The following is a 19,108-nucleotide window of genomic DNA, read 5'->3' on the forward strand; positions in this document are numbered from 1 at the left end:
ACCGCCCTGGCAACCAACCGTTTGGTTGACGGGAATGCGTGAGCGGCGCACACTGTTGAGCCGGGCGTCCAACTAACCAGTTGGTTGTTGGAGTGGGCTCGAAGAAAGGGCCCTGGCCCCGAGACGCTCGCCGGAGAAGGAGTGACCCCGCCCATGCCATCCGCGACCCCCACCGCGCACACGGTCCGGACCCCCGCCGGGCCCGGCAGGACGGCCACCTCCGCCCTGTTCCTCCCCCTGATCGCCCTCTGCACCGCCGTCACGGCCGCCAACATCTATCTCGCGGCCCCGCTGCTCCCCCTCATCGCCCGCGACTTCGGCTCGACTCCTTCGGCCGTGGCCTGGATCGCCTCGGTCGCGCAGTTCGGCTACGCGGCCGGCCTGCTCGTCTTCGCCCCGCTCGGTGACAGCGTCAACCGGCGCCGCCTGGTCGCCGCCCTGTCCCTCGTCGCGGCTCTCGCCCTGGTCGCGGGCGCGGCGACCACCGGGACCACCGCCCTCGCCGCGACCGTCCTCGTCGCCTCCGCCGCGACCGTCGTCCCGCAGCTGCTCGTCCCGCTGGTCGCCCAGCGGGCCCCCGCCGACCGTCGCGCCCGCCATGTCTCGGCCGTCATCGCGGGCCTGTTCGCCGGCGTCGTGGCGGCCCGGGTGCTCGGCGGACTGGTCGGCCAGGCCTTCGGGGCGGGTGGTGTTCGTGGGCGCGGCCGTCCTGACCGCCGTCCTCGGACTGGTGACCGCCCACGCCCTGCCCGCCGAGCACCGCACCCGCACCGGCCCCCTCTTCTCCGGCCTCGCCGCCCTGCCGTCCGTCGTCCGCCGCTCCCCCGACCTCTGGCGCGCGTGCGTCCGCCAGGCCGGGATGTACGGTGCCTGGAGCGCCCTGTGGACCTCGCTCGCGCTGCTCCTGACGGCGACGGGCGGCTCGGGCTACGGCCTGTCGACCGCGACCGCCGGTCTCTTCGGCCTCTTCGGGCTGGCGGCGAGCGTGGTGGCGCCCCTGGCGGGCGGGCTCGTGGACCGCTTCGGCGCCGCCAAGGTCGTCCTGTGCGCGTACCTCCTCGCCGCGGTGTCCGTACCGCTGTTCTGGCTCGGCGGGCAGGTGATGGAGGCCCTGTTCGTCGCCGCCGTCGCGATCCACGCGGCCCTGGTGGCGTGCCACGTGGCCAACCAGACCCTGGCCCTGACCACCACCTCCACCCCGGCCACCGCCAACACGGCCTACGTCGTCGCCGGTTTCGCCGGCGGCGCCCTCGCCTCCGCCCTGGCAGGCCCGGCCTTCACCCATTTCGGCTGGAGCGGGGTCTCCGCGGTGGCGGGAGCGTGGCTGGTGCTGGGGTGGGCGAGCACGTCGGTGCGGCGGTGAGGGTTCCGTGATTCCGCAGGTAGCACGGCGGTAGTACCGCATAGGTAGTACCGATGTTCGTACGGGCTGTGCGCCGGCGCGTGCGTGAAAGACGGGCGCGTGCGTGAAAGACGGGCGCGTGCGCCGGGCAGGACCCTGAGGGTCGCCGGCCCGGCGCACGCGTGTGTCCTCGGCGGCAGCGGGTGACGTGAGCGAGGTGGTGACGTGAGCGAGGTGCTCTCAGAGATTCGTGACGTCCAGCTGCCCGTCGGCGTACTGCCTGCGCAGCACCTTCTTGTCGAACTTGCCGACGCTCGTCTTGGGGACCGACTCGATGATCGTCCAGCGTTCCGGGAGCTGCCACTTGGCGATGTGGGCCTCGTCGGCGAGGAAGGCGCGCAGGGAGTCGAAGTCGGCGGTGGTGCCCTCCTTGAGGACGACGGTGGCCAGCGGGCGCTCGCCCCACTTGTCGTCGGGGACGGCCACGACGGCCGCCTCGGCGACGGACGGGTGGGCCATCAGCGCGTTCTCCAGCTCCACCGAGGAGATCCACTCGCCGCCGGACTTGATGACGTCCTTCGCCCGGTCGGTGAGGGTGAGGTAGCCGTCGGGGGAGATCGTGCCGACGTCCCCCGTCTTCAGCCAGCCGTCCTCGCTGTACTTGTCGGCGGGACGCAGCAGTTCGGCGTCGGAGCCGTTGTAGTACGCGCCCGCGATCCACGGACCGCGCACCTCCAGCTCGCCGGCCGATTCGCCGTCCCACGGGAGGCGTTCGCCGCCGGGGCCGGTGAGGCGGGCCTCGACGCTCGCCGGGAAGCGGCCCTGGGTGAGCCGGTACGCGAACTCCTCCTCCGTACCCACCGCGTGGGCCGGCGGACGGGCGACCGTGCCGAGCGGCGAGGTCTCCGTCATGCCCCAGGCGTGGCAGACCCGCATGCCCAGCTTGTCGAACGCCTCCATGAGCGAGGGCGGACAGGCCGAGCCGCCGATGGTGACCTGGGTGAGGGAGGAGACGTCACGTGGCTTCGCGGTCAGTTCGGCGAGCAGGCCCTGCCAGATGGTGGGCACGGCGGCCGCGTGGGTCGGCTTCTCGCTCTCGATCATCTCGGCGAGCGGGACCGGCTGGAGGAAGCGGTCCGGCATCAGCATGTTGACGCCGGTCATGAAGGTCGCGTGCGGCAGGCCCCAGGCGTTGACGTGGAACTGGGGCACCACGATCAGCGAGGTGTCCTGGTCGGTCAGGCCCATCGACTGGGTCATGTTGACCTGCATGGAGTGCAGATAGATCGAGCGGTGGGAGTAGACGACACCCTTGGGGTCGCCCGTCGTCCCGGAGGTGTAACACATGGCCGCGGCCTGGCGTTCGTCCAGCTCCGGCCAGTCGTACGTGGTCGGCTTCCCGGCGATGAGGTCCTCGTACTCGTGCACCTGGACAGTGGCGCCCGCGAGGAGGGAACGGTCGCCGGGGCCGGTCACGATCACATGCTCGACCGTCTTGAAGTGCGGCAGCAGCGGAGCCAGCAGGGGGAGCAGCGAACCGTTGGCGATCACCACCTTGTCGGCCGCGTGGCCCACGATCCAGGCCAGCTGCTCGGGCGGGAGGCGGAGGTTCAGGGTGTGCAGGATCGCACCCATGGACGGGATCGCGAAGTAGGCCTCGACGTGCTCGGCGTTGTTCCAGGCAAGGGTGGCCACCCGGTCGTCGTCGACGACTCCGAGGTCCTCGCGCAGCGCGTGCGCCAACTGGGCGGCACGGACGCCTACCTCGGCGAAGGAGCGACGGTGCGGCTCGTCCTCACCCGTCCAGGTGATCACCTGCGATGTGCCGTGGACCGTCGACCCATGGGTCAGGATCCTGGAGATCAGCAGCGGTACGTCCTGCATGGTGCTCAGCACGGCGTCCTCCCGAGGCGACATTGCCTACGCGGTAGTAAGGGTTGCGCAGATTCTGCGCGCATACCGCGCGGTATGTCACTAGGGAAGGGTGATCGATCACATCACGTTGCACCCGCCGTGTGGAGACGGTACCGGGTTCCGGCAGCCCTACCGCCGGGTCCAGCGCCGCCGAGCCGCACTTGGGCCGGGGTGCTCGCGCTGTCTGACGGGGACTGGCTTGGGGTGCTTCTCGGCCACCGGGCCAGGGTCAGCCCGGAGAGCTCACGCTGCCTGACTGGGGACTGGCTCGGACTGGGACGGGCTCGGGCTGGGACGGGCTCGGGCTCGGACTCGGGCTGGGACGGGCTCGGACTCGGACTGGCTCGGACTCGGACTCGGACTCGGACTAGCTTGGATTGTTCCTGCTCACGCTGTCCGGCGGGGCCGGCTCGGAGGGCTTACGCCGTCTGCCGGAGGGCACACGCCGTCTGATCGGGGCCGGCTCAGGATCCTCACGCTACCGGGACAGCACCAGCTCGGGGTCCTCGCGCAGCTTCCCCAGCGCACGGGACACCGCCGACTTCACCGTGCCGACGGACACCCCGAGCACCTCGGCCGTCTGCACCTCACTGAGGTCCTCGTAGTACCTGAGTACGACCATCGCCCGCTGCCGGGCGGGCAGTTTCATGATCGCCCGCCACATCGCGTCGTGCAGCGCCTGCTGCTCCGCCGGGTCCTCGCCGGTGGGCACGGACTCCGACTCGGGCAGTTCGTCGCACGCGAACTCGTCGACCTTGCGCTTGCGCCACTGCGAGGTGCGCGTGTTCAGCAGCGCGCGGCGCACATAGCCGTCGAGCGCGCGGTGGTCCTCGATCCGCTCCCAGGCGACATACGTCTTGGTCAGCGCGGTCTGCAACAGGTCCTCCGCGTCGCTGGGGTTCGCGGTCAGCGAGCGGGCGGTACGCAGCAGCACCGGCTGGCGGGCCTTCACGTACGACGAGAAGGAGGGGTACGGAAGGGTCTGCGTCGCCGGCGTGGCGGCCTTCGAAGCGCTGGTGCAGACGAGTGTGGTCATGGCTCCACGCTATGAGCGCGGGCGCCTTCCGCTCATCGGCCGCAGGTCCCGAAGGCGAGTCCCCCTCAGGTTGTAGAGGTGGTGCTGGCTGCACCTCCTGGAGGTGGACGAGCGGATCGGGGCCACTGCGGGATTACCCCTGCGGGTCCATCCCCGGACCTTCTGTGCGATGACTCCCGGCGACCACCCCGGTCTGCCGCCACCCCTCAGGTCTGGCGCCACCCCTCAGTCGTCCCGGCGGCTCACCCGTCCGAGGTCAGCACCAGGCCCGATGTCGGCACCCCCGTCCCCGCCGTGACCAGGACCCGGCTCGCTCCCGGTATCTGGTTCACCGCCGCGCCCCGGACCTGGCGTACTCCCTCCGCGATGCCGTTCATGCCGTGCAGGTAGGCCTCCCCCAGCTGTCCTCCGTGGGTATTCAGCGGCAGCCGCTCCTCGGCCACGAAGTCGGACGCCTCCCCCTTTCCGCAGAAGCCGAACTCCTCCAGCTGCATCAGCACGAACGGCGTGAAGTGGTCGTACAGGATCCCCACATCGATGTCGGTGGGTGTGAACCCGGACGTTCGCCAGAGTTGCCGGGCCACCACGCCCATCTCCGGCAGGCCGGTCAGGTCGTCACGGTAGAAGCTGGTCATCTGCTCCTGCGCCCGGCCCGCACCCTGCGCGGCCGCGGTGACGACGGCGGGCGGGTGGGGCAGATCGCGGGCCCGCTCCACCGAGGTGACCACGATCGCCTGACCGCCGTCGGTCTCCTGGCAGCAGTCCAGCAACCGCAGCGGCTCGACGATCCAGCGGGAGGCCGCGTGGTCGGCGAGGGTGATCGGGCGGCCGTGGAAGTAGGCCGCCGGGTTGGTCGCCGCGTATCCACGGCCGGTGACCGCCACGTGCCCGAACGCCTCCGGAGTCAGGCCGTACGTGTGGAGATACCGCTGGGCCGCCATCGCCACCCAGGATGCCGGGGTGAGCAGCCCGAAGGGCAGGGACCAGCCGAGGGCGGCCCCCTCGGCCGACGGTTCCCGGTGCCGCACGCCCGAGCCGAACCGCCGGCCCGACCGCTCGTTGAAGGCGCGGTAGCAGACGACCACCTCGGCCACACCCGTGGCGACGGCGAGCGCGGCCTGCTGGACGGTGGCGCAGGCCGCCCCGCCGCCGTAGTGGACGCGGGAGAAGAAGGCCAGCTCTCCCATTCCGCAGGCCTGGGCGACGGTGATCTCCGGGTTGGTGTCCATGGTGAACGTGACCATGCCGTCCACGTCGGCCGGCCGCAGTCCGGCGTCGTCCAGTGCGGCCCGTACCGCCTCCGTCGCCAGCCGCAGCTCGCTGCGACCCGAGTCCTTGGAGAACTCGGTGGCCCCGATGCCGACGATCGCCGCACGTCCACCGAGGGTGTCCCGGGTACGGATACTCATCCCGCCGGCCTCCCGTCGCCCACGTCGCCCACGCCGTCCACGCCGTCCACGCCGTCCACGCCGTCCACGCCGTCCACGCCGATCGTGTCCATCACGTCCATCGCGTCGCCCAGGTCGACCGTGTCGCCCACCGGCACGGTGACCGTCACGGTGCCTGTCACGTGTCTGCCGATCGCGTTGGCGCCGACCACGCGCACGGTGGCGGTGTCGCCGTCCGTGCCCTGACTCACGTCCTCGATGGTGCCCGTCAACACCATCGTGTCGCCCGGATAGTTGGGCGCGCCGAGTCTGATGGCCACTTTGCGGAGTTCGGCCCGGGGGCCGAAGTGGTCCGTGACGTAGCGGCCGACCAGGCCGTTCGTCGTCAGGATGTTCATGAAGATGTCGGGGGAGCCCTTCTGCCGGGCCAGTTCGGCATCGTGATGGACATCCTGGTAGTCGCGGGAGGCGATGGCGCCGGCGACGATCAGCGTGCGGGTGACCGGGATCTCCAGGGGCGGCAGCGCGTCACCGGGTTTCATGCGGCCTCCTCCCGGGTGCGGCGCGGAAGACAGGGAGCACCAAGGCGTCCTCGTACTCCTGGAATTCGAGCCGGACGGGCAGGCCGATCCGCACCTTGTCATGTGCTACCCCGACCACGTTGCTGATCATCCGCACGCCTTCGGCCAACTCGATCAGGGCGACGGCGTAGGGAGGGGTGAAGGCGGGGAAGGGCGGGTGGTGCATCACGACGTACGAATAGACCGTGCCCTCACCGCTCGCCTCGACCGTGTCCCAGTCCGGGCCGCCACAGGTGTTGCAGCCGGGCAGCCAGGGGTGGCGCGGGGTGCCGCAGCCGGTGCAGCGCTGGATCAGCAGTCGGTGCTGCCGGACGCCGTCCCAGAAGCCGGCGTTGTCGCGGTTGACGACGGGGCGGGGGCGTGGGAGTGTCTCGCGCTGCGGCACGGGGGCGTACTTGAGGATACGGAAGCGGTGGGTGCCCGCGAGATCCTCGCCCACCCGGATGTCCGTCCGGGTCGTGACGAAGTGCCCCGAGCCCAGCTTCGTCGTCTTGCGCTCCGACACCGACTCGATCACCGTGTCGAAGGTGACCTCGTCACCGGGTCGAAGGGGCCGCACGTACTCCTGCTCGCAGTCGGTGGCGACCACCGAGGTGCAGCCCGCCTCGTCGAGCAGGGTGAGCAGTTCGTCGTACGCCTCGGTCCGGCCGGTGTGACCGGAGAGGCCGCCCATGGTCCATGCCTGGAGCATGGTGGGCGGGGCCATGGCGTCCGGGCCGGTGTACGCCGGGTGGGTGTCGCCCATCGCCTCGCACCAGTGCCGGATCATGGGCAGGTTGACGGGGTCCTTGCCGCTGCCGGCGACGGCGGAGGGCAGCCCCTCGTAGGCCTTCAGCCGCTCCACCAGGTTCTCCGGCTCCTGCCTGACCGGATCCTGCCGATACTCCGTTTTCCCCTCGCTCGCCGCCCACCGTCCTTTCGCCCGCTCTCGCCGCCCACCGCTCACCCCCGACTCGTCGCTCACCTTCGCCCCCTCGTCGTCCGACGTCCCGCCCGCATCGCGTAGACACTTCTGGTACACCGCAGCCACCGGTCCGGTTCCCACCGTCCTCACGAAGATTTCTGACTGTCCGTCAGATGCAGTGGGGTGTCAAGGGCGGCCCTGGCCGGGGAGCCAGGATGCGGAGCGGGCAAGGACGCGGGCCGGGCGGGGAGGCGGGACGGGCGAGGGCGGGACGGGCGAGGGCGGGACGGCCGGGGCGAGGACGGGACGGGGAGACTGCGACGCCGACGACCCGGGCGCAATGCGTTTGCGCGGCGATGCCGTAGCACCGCCGCGCAAACGCTTGTCCCCCCGGATCCTCAGATCCCAGCCCCCAATTCCCCGAATCCTCGAATCCCCGAATCCCCGAAAATCCCCACAGACCCTGAGCCCCCAAGCTCCGAGCCCCCAGCCCTCAAGCCCGCGCGCCCCCCAAGCCCGCGTGCTCCCAGGCCCCCGCCCTCGCGGCAGTTCAAGCGACCGACGTCCTCAGAGCACCGGCCCCTCAGATCACCACCACAGCGGGGTGAAGTTGACGGGCCAGCGGAAGGGCGGAGACGGCGGTGATGACGCGGGCGGTACGGATGCTTGCCATGTTGTTCCTCCAGAACGGTGTACACACCGGCCGCAGTGCCGGAAGTGCGTCAAGTACGGCTGTCACCAGGGAAGTTGGCCGACCGCCCCAGCGGTGGTGCACGACGTCGCGAGACCAGAGTTGCCCACCGAATCCCCGGCGAACCATCCCGGAAGCCGTTATTCGCCCTCAAGCGTGATGACATGTCGATAAACCCCTCTCATGACATCAAGTCGCAGCTCGGGACAGGCCGGACAACCGCACCCCAGGCCCCACACCGGGTGAAGCGTTACGACACACATCCAGCCAGTCCGCTCCCTCCGGCGAGTCCCATCCACCCCCTCTTCCATTTTTCGAACATGCGTACGAACATGGAGTCATGGCCACCACCGACCGGCAGGCCACGACGCTGGCCCTCGCACACGCCCTGTCAGCCGCCGAACGCGGACTGGCCGTCATCCCCCTGTCCCGGACGAAGCTCCCGGCCCTGCGCTCCCCTCACCGCGACGACCCAGCCACCCCGCCCTGCCACGGCGAATGCGGGAGCCTCGGGCACGGGGTCTACGACGCCTCCACCGACCCGGCACGCATCCGCGAACTGTTCGCCGCCGCGCCCTGGGCGACCGGGTACGGCATCGCGTGCGGCCTCCCGCCGCACCATCTGATCGGCATCGACCTCGACACCAAGTCCGGTACGAACTCCTCGGCCGCCCTGCGCGAGCTGGCCCTGCGCCACCTGTTCACGATCCCCGACACGGTCGTCGTACTGACCCCGAGCGGTGGCCGCCACCTGTGGCTGAGCGGCCCGCCGGACGTCGCCGTCCCCAACTCGGCCGGCCGTCTCGCCCCCGGCATCGACATCCGCGGCGCCGGCGGCTATCTCGTCGGCCCCGGTTCCCGTACGGACCACGGCGCGTACACCACTGCTCCGGGCACCGCCCAACTGGCCCCCGCGGCCTGCCCGCCCGCCCTCCTGCGCCTCCTGCTGCCCCCGCCCCGTACCCACCACCCCACGCCCGCGTCGACCGGCGACCACGGCCAGGGCCTCGTCCAGTTCGTCCTCGCCGCGCACGAGGGCCAGCGCAACACCCGCCTGTTCTGGGCGGCCTGCCGCGCCTACGAGGACGGCATCGGCCCCGCCCTCGTCGATCCGCTGGTCGAGGCGGCCCTGAACACCGGGCTCACCGAACGCGAGGCACGGGCGACGATCGCGTCGGCGGCGCGGATGACGGGACACCGGCCATGACGGCATGGACCCGGGGGAGCGCACCACGGGGGCCGCGGCAGGGGACCCCAGAGGCGGAAGACCACGACATCAGAGGCGCAGTAGGTGCATGAGGCGCAGTAGGTGCAGTAGGTGCAGTAGGTGCAGAAGGTACAGAAGGTGCACGAGCCCGAGGCCATCAGAGACGAGCAATCCGCGCCCCACAGCCGGTGCCCCCACCGCGGCACACCCGCGCCCCCGGAGACACCGGGGCAACAAAGATGCAGGGGACAACAGGCGCCCGGGGCACATCAGCATCCAGGAGGCCGAAGACATCAGGGGCGTGGGGGCGGCCCGAGAGCGTGAGAAACACAGGAGCACCATGCACCGCCGCCACCCTAGAGTGCCGACCATGTCCCTGAGCCGTGTCGTCCTCGTCTCCGGCCGTTCGCTCGACCTCTCCGAGCTGCGGTTCTCCTCGACGTACGGCGGGCTGCTGGAGGGCTACCCCTGCAAGCCGCTCAACGACATGCGGATCAAGGGACTGGTGGGGGAGGCCGGGCGGGCGTTCCCCACCGCGCCGGTGCATCTCGTGCCGCCTCCGCGCGAACACCCCGACCAGTACACCGGCGCCTTCGGCCCGGTGGAGGTACTGCCGGCCGTGGCGTGCGTGGGCGCGTTCCACTCGGCGGCGCTGGACCGGGACCACGATCCGATCCTGTACCGCTCGGCCCTGACCGTCGTCTGGTTCCAGCCCACCACCCAGGTGCCCTACGACTGCGACGCGGAGCCCGCGCTACGGGATCTCGCGTGGGAGGAACTGGCCCGGGACCACGAGCTGTAGCCCAGGTAAGCGGCTCCCGGAAATGACTTGCCCGCGACTGGGGCCGGCGTGTCAGGGTCGGTCGGTGACCGTCTCCCGATCCGACCTGCTGCGCCGGCAGTTCGACCTGACCTGGCCCCTGTTCGAATACCATCTCGACCGGTTGGAGCCCGAGGACTTTCTGTGGGAACCGGCGCCTCACCGCTGGACGGTCCACCGGACCGCAGACGACACCTGGGTACCCGACTGGGCGGAGACCGAGCCCGATCCCGTCCCCGTCCCCACCGTCGCCTGGCTGAGCTGGCACATCGGCTGGTGGTGGAGCGTGACCCTCGACCACCTGGACGGGCGCCCGCCCCGGGACCGCGCCGACGTCACCTGGCCCGGTCCCGGGAAGCCGGCCGTCGACTGGCTGCGCGAGCTACGCATCGCCTGGCTGACATCCCTGGCCCACCTCACGGACACCGACCTGGACGCCGTGGCCCCCTTTCCCTGGCCGCACGACCCGGAGCACTCCCTCGCCGACATGCTCGCCTGGGCCAACGCCGAACTGATGAAGAACGTGTCGGAGATCGGCCAACTCCGGCTGCTGCGGGCGGCGTCATCGACGCCGGATCCCGGATCCCACGGGCCGGCCGCACGACTGGACGGAAGTGGGAAACCGGCGAGTCGGGGTGGGACGAGGGCACGTAGTGGGGCTATGCGGAAGGGGTGCCGCTCCCGAGAGTGGCACCCCTTCTGACCTGCAAGTCTCTGACCTGCGCTGCGGTGGGTGTGGGATTTGAACCCACGGTGACTCGCGCCACGACGGTTTTCAAGACCGTTCCCTTAGGCCGCTCGGGCAACCCACCCCGCGCCGTCGGTACCGGCGGCGCGGGGACAAGAGTAACGGGTGGCGGGGGTCAGCTGTCGCCCGTACGTGAGCCGAGGGTGAGTTCGACCGTTCGGGTCTTGCCGCCGCGCTCGTAGGTGATGGTGACCTTGTCTCCGGGCTTGTGGGTCCAGATCTCGCCGATCAGGGTGGGACCGGAGTCGATCACGTGGTCGTCGAGCTTGGTGATGACGTCGCCGGGCTTGAGGCCTGCCTTGTCGGCGGGGCCGCCCGCCTCCACCGCGTCGGAACCGCTGGCGCCCTGCTCGGTGATCTTGGCGCCGCCCGTGCCGTCCTCCAGGGAGACGGACGCGCCGATCTTCGCGTAGACCGGCTTGCCGGTCTTGATCAGCTGCTGGGCGACGTACTTGGCCTGGTTGATCGGGATGGCGAAGCCGAGGCCGATCGAGCCGGACTGGCTGGTGCCGCCGAGACCCCCACCGCTGGTGGACTGGATCGCGGAGTTGATGCCGATGACGTTGCCCTGCGCGTCGAGCAGCGGGCCGCCGGAGTTGCCCGGGTTGATCGACGCGTCCGTCTGGAGAGCGCTCATGTAGGAGGCGTTGGATCCGCTGCCGTCGCTGGAGGCCACGGGACGGTCCTTGGCGCTGATGATGCCCGTGGTGACCGTGTTCGACAGGCCGAAGGGAGCGCCGATCGCGATCGTGGAGTCGCCCACCGCGACCTTGTCGGAGTTGCCCAGGGTGAGCGGCTTGAGGTCCGAGGGGGCGTTCTCGAGCTTGATCACCGCGACGTCGTAGCCCTGGGCGTGGCCGACGACCTCCGCGTTGTACTTCTTGCCGGTCGGGAAGGTCGCCGTGACCTTGCCTCCGTCCACGGCGTCCGCCACCACGTGGTTGTTGGTGACGATGTGGCCCTGGGTGTCGAAGACGAAGCCAGTGCCGGTGCCGCCCTCGCCGCTGCTGCTCTCGGCCTCGATGGTGACGGTGCTGGGCAGCGCCTTGGCGGTCACGCCCGCGACCGTGCCCGGGTCGCGCTTGAAGGAGCCGCCGCTGTCGGAGGCGGAGACGGTCGTCGAGCCGCTGCTGTCGTTGTCCTTGGCCAGGGTGTAGCCGAGTCCGCCGCCCAGACCGCCCGCGACCAGCGCGGCCACCAGGACCGCGGCGACCAGTCCGCCGCGCCCGCCGCGGGGCTTCGGCGCGGGCTGCTGGTAGGAGGAGCCCCAGTGGGTCCCGGCACCTCCCGAGCCGCCGTCGGCGTACGACGGGGTGGCCGGCGGCGGGGGCGGCGGCCAGCCGCTCTCCGGGGCGGGGCCACGGGCGCCCTGTCCGTGGGGCGCGCCGCCGGTGCCCGCCGAGGCGTAGGCGGGGGCGGGCGCCTGGCCGGCGTGCACCAGGTCCTGCTCCTGTGCGCCGGGATGCCCTGACGGCACCGGCGGGATCGGAGTCGTCGGGGCGCCCCCGGCGGGAGCGGCGTGCTCCTGGGACGCCGAAGCAGCGGGAGCATCCACCGGCACGGGGGGTGCGGACGGGGCCGGGGGTACCGCGGTGCCCTCGTTCTCGGTGCTCACAGCTTGTCTCCTCGATCCACGGCTGTTGTTGTCGGTCGCACTCGGCCGCGCGCATTCACGTTGCCCGACGGTCCGGCGCGATGCAGCTGTGCATGTCTTTTTGTATGCCGTCAGCTTTTCCCATGAGCCGTCAGAGCACCATAAGCGCTGCCTGTGGGTCCGCGGCCACTCTTTATATAGGTCATCCCAGGCAAACAGGACGCAATTCGAGACCTCCGTTCGCACGGGTACCCGCGCGCGGTGGCACCATGACGCGGTGACCCACGCACGACAGCACCGCACTCAGGTCGTCGCCCACCGCGGAGCCTCCGAAGAGGCCCCGGAGCACACCCTGGCCGCGTACCGGAAGGCGATCGAGGACGGTGCCGACGCCCTCGAATGCGACGTGCGCCTGACCGCGGACGGCCATCTGGTCTGCGTCCACGACCGACGCGTCAACCGTACGTCGAACGGTCGCGGAGCCGTCTCCGCACTGGAGCTCGCCGACCTCGCCGCTCTGGACTTCGGCTCCCGCAGGACGCGGGAGTTCTGGCGCACGCGCGACGAGGAGCCGGACTGGGAGTTCCGCCCCGAGGACCGGGAGGACACCTCCGTACTGACCCTGGAGCGACTGCTGGAGCTGGTCGCGGACGCCGGCCGGCGGGTGGAGCTGGCCATCGAGACCAAGCACCCCACCCGGTGGGCGGGGCAGGTCGAGGAACGGCTGATGCACCTGCTGAAGCGTTTCGGGCTCGACGCCCCCGAGTCCGGCGACGAGTCGCCGGTCCGCGTCATGAGCTTCTCGGCGCGCTCGCTGCACCGGGTGCGTGCCGCCTCGCCGACGCTGCCGACGGTCTATCTGATGCAGTTCGTCTCGCCCCGGCTGCGCGACGGACGCCTGCCCGCGGGTGTCCGGATCGCGGGCCCCTCGATCCGGATCGTGCGCAGCCATCCCGCCTACATCGAGCGCCTGAAGCGGGTCGGCCACCAGGTGCACGTGTGGACCGTGAACGAGCCGGAGGACATCGACCTCTGTCTGGGCCTGGGCGTCGACGCGATCATCACCAACCGCCCGCGCGCGGTGCTGGACCGGCTCGGCCGCTGATCCATGCACAGACCTTGACCGGACCGCACGCCTGAGGGCATCCTCCAGCTTCGGCCACACCATCGAAATCCAGCCACACCATGACAGGGAGTGCTCCGGCGCGTTCGGTCCGTATTCGATCGTTACGAGTGCGTCGCCGGACCTGGATCGGCCGGTTTCCGGTACAGGCCAATGGGGCATCCACACCGTGGCGTGGGGCAAAGGAGGTCTCGGGGGTGGCGTTGGTGGTGGCACAGGAGGTGCCCACGTCGTCGAGCATGGCCGTACCCCATGGCCCTGCGGGCGTGGGCAAGGCGAGGCACCGCATGCGGGCTCAGTTGCGCAGGGGCGGGGTGTCGGAGTCGGTCATCGATGACGCCGTACTGATTCTTTCCGAACTTTTGAGCAATGCGTGCAAGCACGGCAGGCCACTGGGCGACGCCCTGGCCGGGGACGGCGACGTCCGCGCCGCCTGGCGGGTGGACACGGGCGGCCGGCTCACGGTCGAGGTGACGGACGGCGGCGGGCCCACCCGCCCGGCTCCCGCCACGCCCTCGGTCACCGCGCACGGCGGGCGCGGGCTGAACATCATCACCGCGCTGGCCGACGACTGGGGCGTACGCGACGACGCCCGGGGCGAGGTCACGGTGTGGGTCCTGGTCCATGCCGACGTACACGATCCGGACGCGGGCCACCGGCGTCACGACTTCGCCACGCGCGTCATGGCACCGGCGGTGCCGGCCATGCCCGGACTCGACTTCGCGGACGCGTTCGACGACAGGGACTGAGGCGGGCCCGGCCCGGCCCTCCGACGCACGTCGGGCACCGCGGGGACCTGGGCACTCCCGGGATCCGGCCACTCCGGGACCCGGCCACTCCGGGCTCCGGCCCCCCTGGAACCCGGCCACCCCAGGACTGGGCACTCCCGAACCCGACCACCCCCGCGGCCCGGACACTCCGGATCCCGCCCCCAGCACCTGGGCCCTCCCCGCGCCCCACCCAGGCGGCGTCGCCGGCCAAAGCCGCCGCCCCAGTGGCCCGTGGAGCCCGCCCCGACCCCGTCACCGGACACCCCGGCGCGGTTGTCCACAGGCGGGCCCGCCGACCCCCCGTTGTCCACAGGCTCGCGTCGGTCAAGTCTTGAACGGCTAGGCTCGCGCCAGTACGAGACGAGCCGTCACCGGGAGACACCCACCATGGCCAAGAAGCGCCCCCAGACGAAGGCCAAGCGGCCGCAGCCCGGCGACGGGGAGATCCCTGTTGTCGGCGCCCGCGAGCCCTGCCCCTGCGGCAGTGGCCGCCGGTACAAGGCCTGCCACGGCCGGGCCGCCGCACAGGCCGTGACCGAGCTGGTGCAGCGTCCCTTCGAAGGACTGCCGGCCGAGTGCGACTGGGTGGCGCTGCGCGAGCTGGTGCCGGCCGCGACGGTCGAGCTGCCGCTGACGGGCGGCCTCCCCGAGGGCGTCCCGTCGGTGACGCTGGCCACCGTCCTGCCGATGGCCTGGCCCGCGCTGCGCCGCGACGACGGCTCGGTACTGCTCGGCCTGCAGAACGACACGGCCTCGGGCGACATCAGCCGCGACCTGGCCGACACCCTCCAGCGCGCCCTGACCGCGGACCCGGGCACACCGGTGGAGGGCCGCCGCGCCCCGGCCGACGGTCCGCGGTTGCAGGATCTGCTCGACCCCGAAGGCGCCTTCGAGCCAGTTGTGCACTCGGGCTTCGAGTTCTGGGTCCCGGATCCGGACAACGCCACGCCGGAGGTGGCCGCCTCCCTGGAACGGGCCAACGCCGCCGCCATCCCGACCGTGCGACTGACCGGTGTGGACGCGGCGTACTGGTGCGAGACCCCGGAGAAGAACCACCTGCGCTGGGTCATGCCGCACCCGGAGGAGCGGCTTCTGGACGCTCTCGCGCGGCTGCACGCGGCCGGCCGCTCCAGCCTCGGTGAAGGCACCCGCCTCGTGGGTTCCTTCCGCGCTCACGGGCTCACCGTGCCGGTCTGGGACCTGCCGAGCGCCGTCACGGCGGAGGACATCGAGAAGCCGGCCGCCGAGTTCGCCGAGCGCCTCTCCGGCGCCCTGGCCACGGACGCGCCGCTGACCGCCGACGAGCGTCGCGCACGCGGCGGTCTCACCAACCGGCAGGTCACGCTCAGTTGACGAACTCCGGGCGGCTGAACGGTCGTTCAGCCGCCCGGCAGCTCCACGACGCGCGGGCTTCTCCCACAACTCCCGTTCAGGACAAGCCAGTCGGTGTCCGAATAGCCGAGGACGAAGTGAGATCGAATTTGCGAACTGCCGATCTCTTGTTACCGTTCGAGTAGCCCGGTTGCTGGTGCATCCCCCGTCGCCAGCAACCGGGTCTTTTCCTGCGCGGACTTCTTTACGGAACGGAACCGGGCGTCAACTCCCGGCAAGCGCACCGGAGTTGCTCCCCGACCGCAGCAGCAGCCCGTCCCCGGCCCGCTCCGCGAACTCCGCGACCGCCGTGTAGCCGTCCAGCTCCGCCCGAGTGCGTTCCCGCGGCGTCTCGCAGATCCCCGGGTCGTCCTCGGCGGGCACCGCGCAGCGCATCAGCACGCTCCGGCCACCGGGCCCCATGAGGCTGAGGACGGCGTCCAGCGTGGCGCCGGTCGCGTTGCGGTAGTAGGTGCGTGCCCAGCTCTCCCCGCCCCGGGTCAGGACACAGGTCTGCGCCTCGACGCCGCCGGGCGAGGTGAGCTCGGGGCCGCAGCGCGCCGCGGTGGCCGGACCCGGTCCCGGGTGCGGAGCGCGCGGCAGCGGGGAACCGGCGGGCGCGGCGGAGGGTGCTGCGGCGTCGGCGCCCGCGGAAGGGCGTACGGCATCACGTACGGGCGGACGGCCCTCGTCGCCCACCTGGCCCGCGGACGCCATGGCCAGCGGCAGCACGACCGCGCATGCCACGGCGCCGATGAGCGCAAGCAGACGGACTCGTCGGGGATCCGAGGGTCGTCCCCCGCAGTGACGCAGCATGAGCGGAAGATAACGAGCGCGCGCGGGCGTCCCCTGCCGCCCGCGCGCGACACCCTCACAACTCGGGTGCGCTCACACCCGTACGAGTGAGGGCCTCGACCACCGCGTCCACCACGGCCTCGACGTCGGGCACCCACGGGGAGGCCGAGCCGGGCAGTGGTGCGCGCTCCCAGCGGATCTCGCCCTGGGCGGTCTCGGACGGCGGGAGGGCGAGGTAACCGCCCTCCCCGTGGAAGCGCAGGGAGCCGGGGACGTGGTCCTTGGCGTAGAGCAGCTCGCCCAGCTGCTCCAGGGAGTAGGGCTGGACGAGGATCGCCCAGCGGGTGGGCGAGGCGACGACCGGGCCGAGGCGCATGCCGCCGCGGTCGAGCGCGCCGAGGGCGCGAGCGGCCGGGAGGGCCGGCAGGCTGACCGCGCAGGGCGCCTTGCCGCCGGTGGCCAGGACGATCGGCGCGGCGGGCCGGTTGGCCCACCACCAGCGCACCATGCGCGCGTCGGTGGTGGCCGCGAGGAGGCCGGGGTCGAAGGGGTGAGCACCGGGCACCGTGCACTCGGGGTCCGGGCAACCACAGCGGTCGCGACCCTCTGGGTCCGCCGCCACACCCGGGAGTACGGGCCACTGCCATTCGGTCGCGAAGGTCAGGGCCGCGCTGATCAACTCACGCCTCCCGTCACTGCGCTGGGACAGGAGCCTGCGTCGCTTTCCGAGGATCTCGCGCATGAGCGCTCGTTCCTTTCCGTTGCACCGCTGGCAACACCGTGGACCACATCACACCATGTGTCGATCACTTCACTGTGCGTACCTTTTGGCGCATCACACCCCTGTCGCGGACAAGGGGAACCCCTATGGGCCGAACGTCGACTGCATCCACGGCAGTCGCGCCCACACTGCGGTCTATCAAAAACACTGCCGTGGCGTAGGGGTGGCGAAGTCTGGCGTTTGCCGTTCCGCGTATTTCTCTTCGCCTCCGCCACGGGAGGATGGGGCTCGGTCGTCGGTGGCTAAGACGCCCGGGTCCGTCGCCAGGTTCCGGGTGATTCCCAACCACCCCTGGCCTTCTCCGAGTACGTACCCAACACGACCGGTGTGACGCTCTGTGGAACAAGGCCAGTCGACCGCAATAAGCCCTTACCTGAGGCAGTTTTAAGCCAACTTCGCCTTTTGGCAAGTGGTGCATCCGTGAACCGTGGACACCAGCGATCCCGGCAGGACAATGCTGGACATCCCCTCACGAGTGCGTGTACATGTGGAGACACTGCCGGCGGCGCAGAATGACATGGGGGTTTGCGATGCTATCGAGCAATACGCACCGGTCGGAAAGCCGGACATCATGAACGCCCCTCACGCTCCGAAAGTGGCTGGAATCGATTCAACGGTTCCCTCACCCGCACACACTGTCGCGCCCGCGCCAGCCGCCTCGGGTGCCTCTGCCGTGCTCTCGCCCAACGCGCCGGGCGCCCTGCTCCAGGACCGTCTCGCCGGCTGGGTCTCGGACCTCACGACCCTGCACGAACTCACCGAACGTCTGGTCCGCACGGACGCGCTCCCCGACGCCCTCCAGGAGATCCTTCGGGCCGGCGCCGCCCTCGTGGGCGCCCGCCGCGGACTGGTCGTGCTGGAGCCCGGCGACGGACTCGGCCCCGACACGACCATCGGCCTGGGCCTCGCCCGCGCCGACCTCGGGCACATCGAGACGGTCCCGCGCAGCTCCCTGTCGTACGGGCGCATCCTGGACGGACTGCCGGGCGGAGACGCCGAGATCGCCGAACCCGACCTGTTCGCCGGGGACGGGCTCGACCCGCGCCACCGCGAGGTGGCCGCCCGCCTCGGCTACGCCGCCAGCTACGCGCTGCCCCTGTCGACGGACGGCTCCCCGGGGGGCACCGGCCGGCTCGGTGCCGCGGTGTGGCTCTACGACGAACCCGCCGAGCCGACCGAGCGCCGGCGCCACCTCGTCGGCCTGTACGCCCGCTACGCCGGTGAGCACCTGGCCCGGGTGGTCGAGGTCGAGCGCACGCGCGCGCGCATGGCGACGATCGCCGAGGAGCTGCTGCCGTCCCGGCTCCCCCGCGTGGCCGGAGTGCGGCTCGCCGCCCGCCACCGCACCGGCCCGCGCGGCGGCGGTGACTGGTACGACGCGCTGCCGCTGCCGGACGCGGCCCTCGGGCTCGCGGTGGGCTCGGTGACCGGCTCGGGGGCGAGCGCGATCGCCGCGATGGGCCGGCTGCGGGCCAGCCTGCGGGCGTACGCCGTGATGGAGGGCGAGGATCCGGTCGCCGTCCTGTCCGACCTGGAACTGCTGCTGCGGCTCACCGAGCCCGCCCGGTGCGCCACCGCCTTGTTCGCCTACTGCGAGCCCGCGCTGCGCCGGATCACGCTCGCCGGCGCCGGCCACTGCCCGCCGCTGCTGGTCGGCGCGCGGCGCACCGAGTTCGTGGAGACCTCCGTGTCGGCGCCGCTCGGCATGCTCGCGTGCTGGGAGGCGCCGAGCGTGGAGCTCCAGGCGGAGCCCGGAGAGACGGTTCTGCTGTACACCGACGGGCTGCTGCACCGCACCGGCGACCCGACCGACCGCGCCTTCGCCCGGCTGCACGCGGCGGCGGCCGGCGTGCCCCGGGCGCTGCGGCACGACCCGGACGCCGTCGCCGACCACGTGCTGCGCACCGTACTGCCCGGTGGGCGGGACCAGGCCGACTCCGACGAGGACGTCGTCCTGCTCGCGGCTCACTTCGAGTGACCGCTTGCGCTCAGGTCCTTCACTTCGGGTGACCGCTTGCGATCGCCTGCGATCAGGTCCTTCGG

Annotated in this window: 13 protein-coding genes, 1 tRNA gene and 3 pseudogenes; 8 read left to right on the forward strand and 9 right to left on the reverse strand. The window is 71.5% G+C overall.

Going from position 1 to position 19,108, the window contains the following annotated elements; all coding sequences use genetic code 11:
• Positions 1–153: 153 nt before the first annotated feature.
• Positions 154–1,363, forward strand: a pseudogene (locus QQS16_RS21145) (MFS transporter).
• Positions 1,364–1,582: 219 nt separating this feature from the next.
• Here the strand turns inward: QQS16_RS21145 and QQS16_RS21150 are convergent.
• From QQS16_RS21150 to QQS16_RS21170, 5 genes and pseudogenes are all read right to left on the reverse strand, one after another.
• Complete coding sequence (locus tag QQS16_RS21150) at positions 1,583–3,259, reverse strand: long-chain fatty acid--CoA ligase (protein ID WP_286063396.1); 1,677 nt, start codon at positions 3,257–3,259, stop codon at positions 1,583–1,585.
• A 475-nt stretch (positions 3,260–3,734) separates the two neighbouring features.
• Positions 3,735–4,292: a SigE family RNA polymerase sigma factor gene (locus tag QQS16_RS21155; protein WP_286063397.1), complete on the reverse strand. Its 558-nt coding sequence runs from the start codon at positions 4,290–4,292 to the stop codon at positions 3,735–3,737.
• A 242-nt stretch (positions 4,293–4,534) separates the two neighbouring features.
• Positions 4,535–5,701 carry a lipid-transfer protein gene (locus QQS16_RS21160; protein ID WP_286063398.1) on the reverse strand — a complete coding sequence of 389 codons (1,167 nt, stop codon included), beginning with the start codon at positions 5,699–5,701 and terminating at the stop codon, positions 4,535–4,537.
• Positions 5,702–5,826: 125 nt separating this feature from the next.
• Positions 5,827–6,222: pseudogene (locus tag QQS16_RS21165) on the reverse strand (MaoC family dehydratase); the annotation flags it as partial.
• On the reverse strand, positions 6,209–7,282 hold the full coding sequence (locus QQS16_RS21170) for a bifunctional MaoC family dehydratase N-terminal/OB-fold nucleic acid binding domain-containing protein (protein ID WP_502963918.1): 1,074 nt from the start codon (positions 7,280–7,282) through the stop codon (positions 6,209–6,211). The pseudogene QQS16_RS21165 and the gene QQS16_RS21170, both read right to left, overlap by 14 nt.
• Before the next feature lie 914 nt (positions 7,283–8,196).
• Between QQS16_RS21170 and QQS16_RS21175 the strand changes: the two genes are divergently transcribed.
• From QQS16_RS21175 to QQS16_RS21185, 3 genes and pseudogenes are all read left to right on the forward strand, one after another.
• Positions 8,197–9,063 (forward strand): bifunctional DNA primase/polymerase, encoded by an 867-nt coding sequence (locus QQS16_RS21175; RefSeq protein WP_286063400.1) that lies wholly within the window; start codon positions 8,197–8,199, stop codon positions 9,061–9,063.
• Between the two features lie 370 nt (positions 9,064–9,433).
• Positions 9,434–9,865, forward strand: coding sequence for a hypothetical protein (locus tag QQS16_RS21180; RefSeq protein ID WP_286063402.1), 432 nt, complete (start codon positions 9,434–9,436; stop codon positions 9,863–9,865).
• Between the two features lie 22 nt (positions 9,866–9,887).
• Positions 9,888–10,448 (forward strand): annotated as a pseudogene (locus tag QQS16_RS21185) (DinB family protein); the annotation flags it as partial.
• A gap of 162 nt (positions 10,449–10,610) precedes the next feature.
• Here the strand turns inward: QQS16_RS21185 and QQS16_RS21190 are convergent.
• Positions 10,611–10,695: transfer RNA gene (locus tag QQS16_RS21190), tRNA-Ser, on the reverse strand.
• A 51-nt stretch (positions 10,696–10,746) separates the two neighbouring features.
• Entirely contained in the window at positions 10,747–12,246 is a 1,500-nt protein-coding gene (locus QQS16_RS21195) for a S1C family serine protease (RefSeq protein WP_286063403.1), read from the reverse strand.
• 256 nt (positions 12,247–12,502) lie between these two features.
• Here QQS16_RS21195 and QQS16_RS21200 point away from each other — a divergent pair, with 256 nt between their 5' ends.
• From QQS16_RS21200 to QQS16_RS21210, 3 genes are all read left to right on the forward strand, one after another.
• Positions 12,503–13,330, forward strand: a complete 828-nt coding sequence (locus QQS16_RS21200) for a glycerophosphodiester phosphodiesterase (protein ID WP_286063404.1) — start codon at positions 12,503–12,505, stop codon at positions 13,328–13,330.
• A 215-nt stretch (positions 13,331–13,545) separates the two neighbouring features.
• Positions 13,546–14,097, forward strand: coding sequence for an ATP-binding protein (locus QQS16_RS21205; protein WP_502963819.1), 552 nt, complete (start codon positions 13,546–13,548; stop codon positions 14,095–14,097).
• Positions 14,098–14,505: 408 nt separating this feature from the next.
• Entirely contained in the window at positions 14,506–15,471 is a 966-nt protein-coding gene (locus tag QQS16_RS21210) for a DUF5926 family protein (protein ID WP_286063406.1), read from the forward strand.
• Positions 15,472–15,714: 243 nt separating this feature from the next.
• Here the strand turns inward: QQS16_RS21210 and QQS16_RS21215 are convergent, their stop codons facing one another.
• Complete coding sequence (locus QQS16_RS21215) at positions 15,715–16,305, reverse strand: hypothetical protein (RefSeq protein ID WP_286063407.1); 591 nt, start codon at positions 16,303–16,305, stop codon at positions 15,715–15,717.
• 55 nt (positions 16,306–16,360) lie between these two features.
• Complete coding sequence (locus QQS16_RS21220) at positions 16,361–17,026, reverse strand: bifunctional DNA primase/polymerase (protein WP_286063408.1); 666 nt, start codon at positions 17,024–17,026, stop codon at positions 16,361–16,363.
• A 493-nt stretch (positions 17,027–17,519) separates the two neighbouring features.
• Between QQS16_RS21220 and QQS16_RS21225 the strand changes: the two genes are divergently transcribed.
• On the forward strand, positions 17,520–19,043 hold the full coding sequence (locus tag QQS16_RS21225; protein ID WP_286066401.1) for a PP2C family protein-serine/threonine phosphatase: 1,524 nt from the start codon (positions 17,520–17,522) through the stop codon (positions 19,041–19,043).
• The last annotated feature ends 65 nt before the right edge of the window (positions 19,044–19,108 follow it).

The organism is Streptomyces sp. ALI-76-A (assembly GCF_030287445.1).
Lineage (GTDB): Bacteria > Actinomycetota > Actinomycetes > Streptomycetales > Streptomycetaceae > Streptomyces.

What these genes read in the sequence shown, in the direction of transcription:
- QQS16_RS21160 (WP_286063398.1), bottom strand. Translation starts at nt 5,701, where the DNA reads ATGAGTATCCGTACCCGGGACACCCTCGGTGGACGTGCGGCGATCGTC.
- QQS16_RS21220 (WP_286063408.1), bottom strand. Translation starts at nt 17,026, where the DNA reads ATGCGCGAGATCCTCGGAAAGCGACGCAGGCTCCTGTCCCAGCGCAGT.
- QQS16_RS21225 (WP_286066401.1), top strand. Translation starts at nt 17,520, where the DNA reads ATGCTGGACATCCCCTCACGAGTGCGTGTACATGTGGAGACACTGCCG.
- QQS16_RS21155 (WP_286063397.1), bottom strand. Translation starts at nt 4,292, where the DNA reads ATGACCACACTCGTCTGCACCAGCGCTTCGAAGGCCGCCACGCCGGCG.
- QQS16_RS21150 (WP_286063396.1), bottom strand. Translation starts at nt 3,259, where the DNA reads ATGTCGCCTCGGGAGGACGCCGTGCTGAGCACCATGCAGGACGTACCG.
- QQS16_RS21175 (WP_286063400.1), top strand. Translation starts at nt 8,197, where the DNA reads ATGGCCACCACCGACCGGCAGGCCACGACGCTGGCCCTCGCACACGCC.
- QQS16_RS21215 (WP_286063407.1), bottom strand. Translation starts at nt 16,305, where the DNA reads ATGCTGCGTCACTGCGGGGGACGACCCTCGGATCCCCGACGAGTCCGT.
- QQS16_RS21180 (WP_286063402.1), top strand. Translation starts at nt 9,434, where the DNA reads ATGTCCCTGAGCCGTGTCGTCCTCGTCTCCGGCCGTTCGCTCGACCTC.
- QQS16_RS21210 (WP_286063406.1), top strand. Translation starts at nt 14,506, where the DNA reads ATGGCCAAGAAGCGCCCCCAGACGAAGGCCAAGCGGCCGCAGCCCGGC.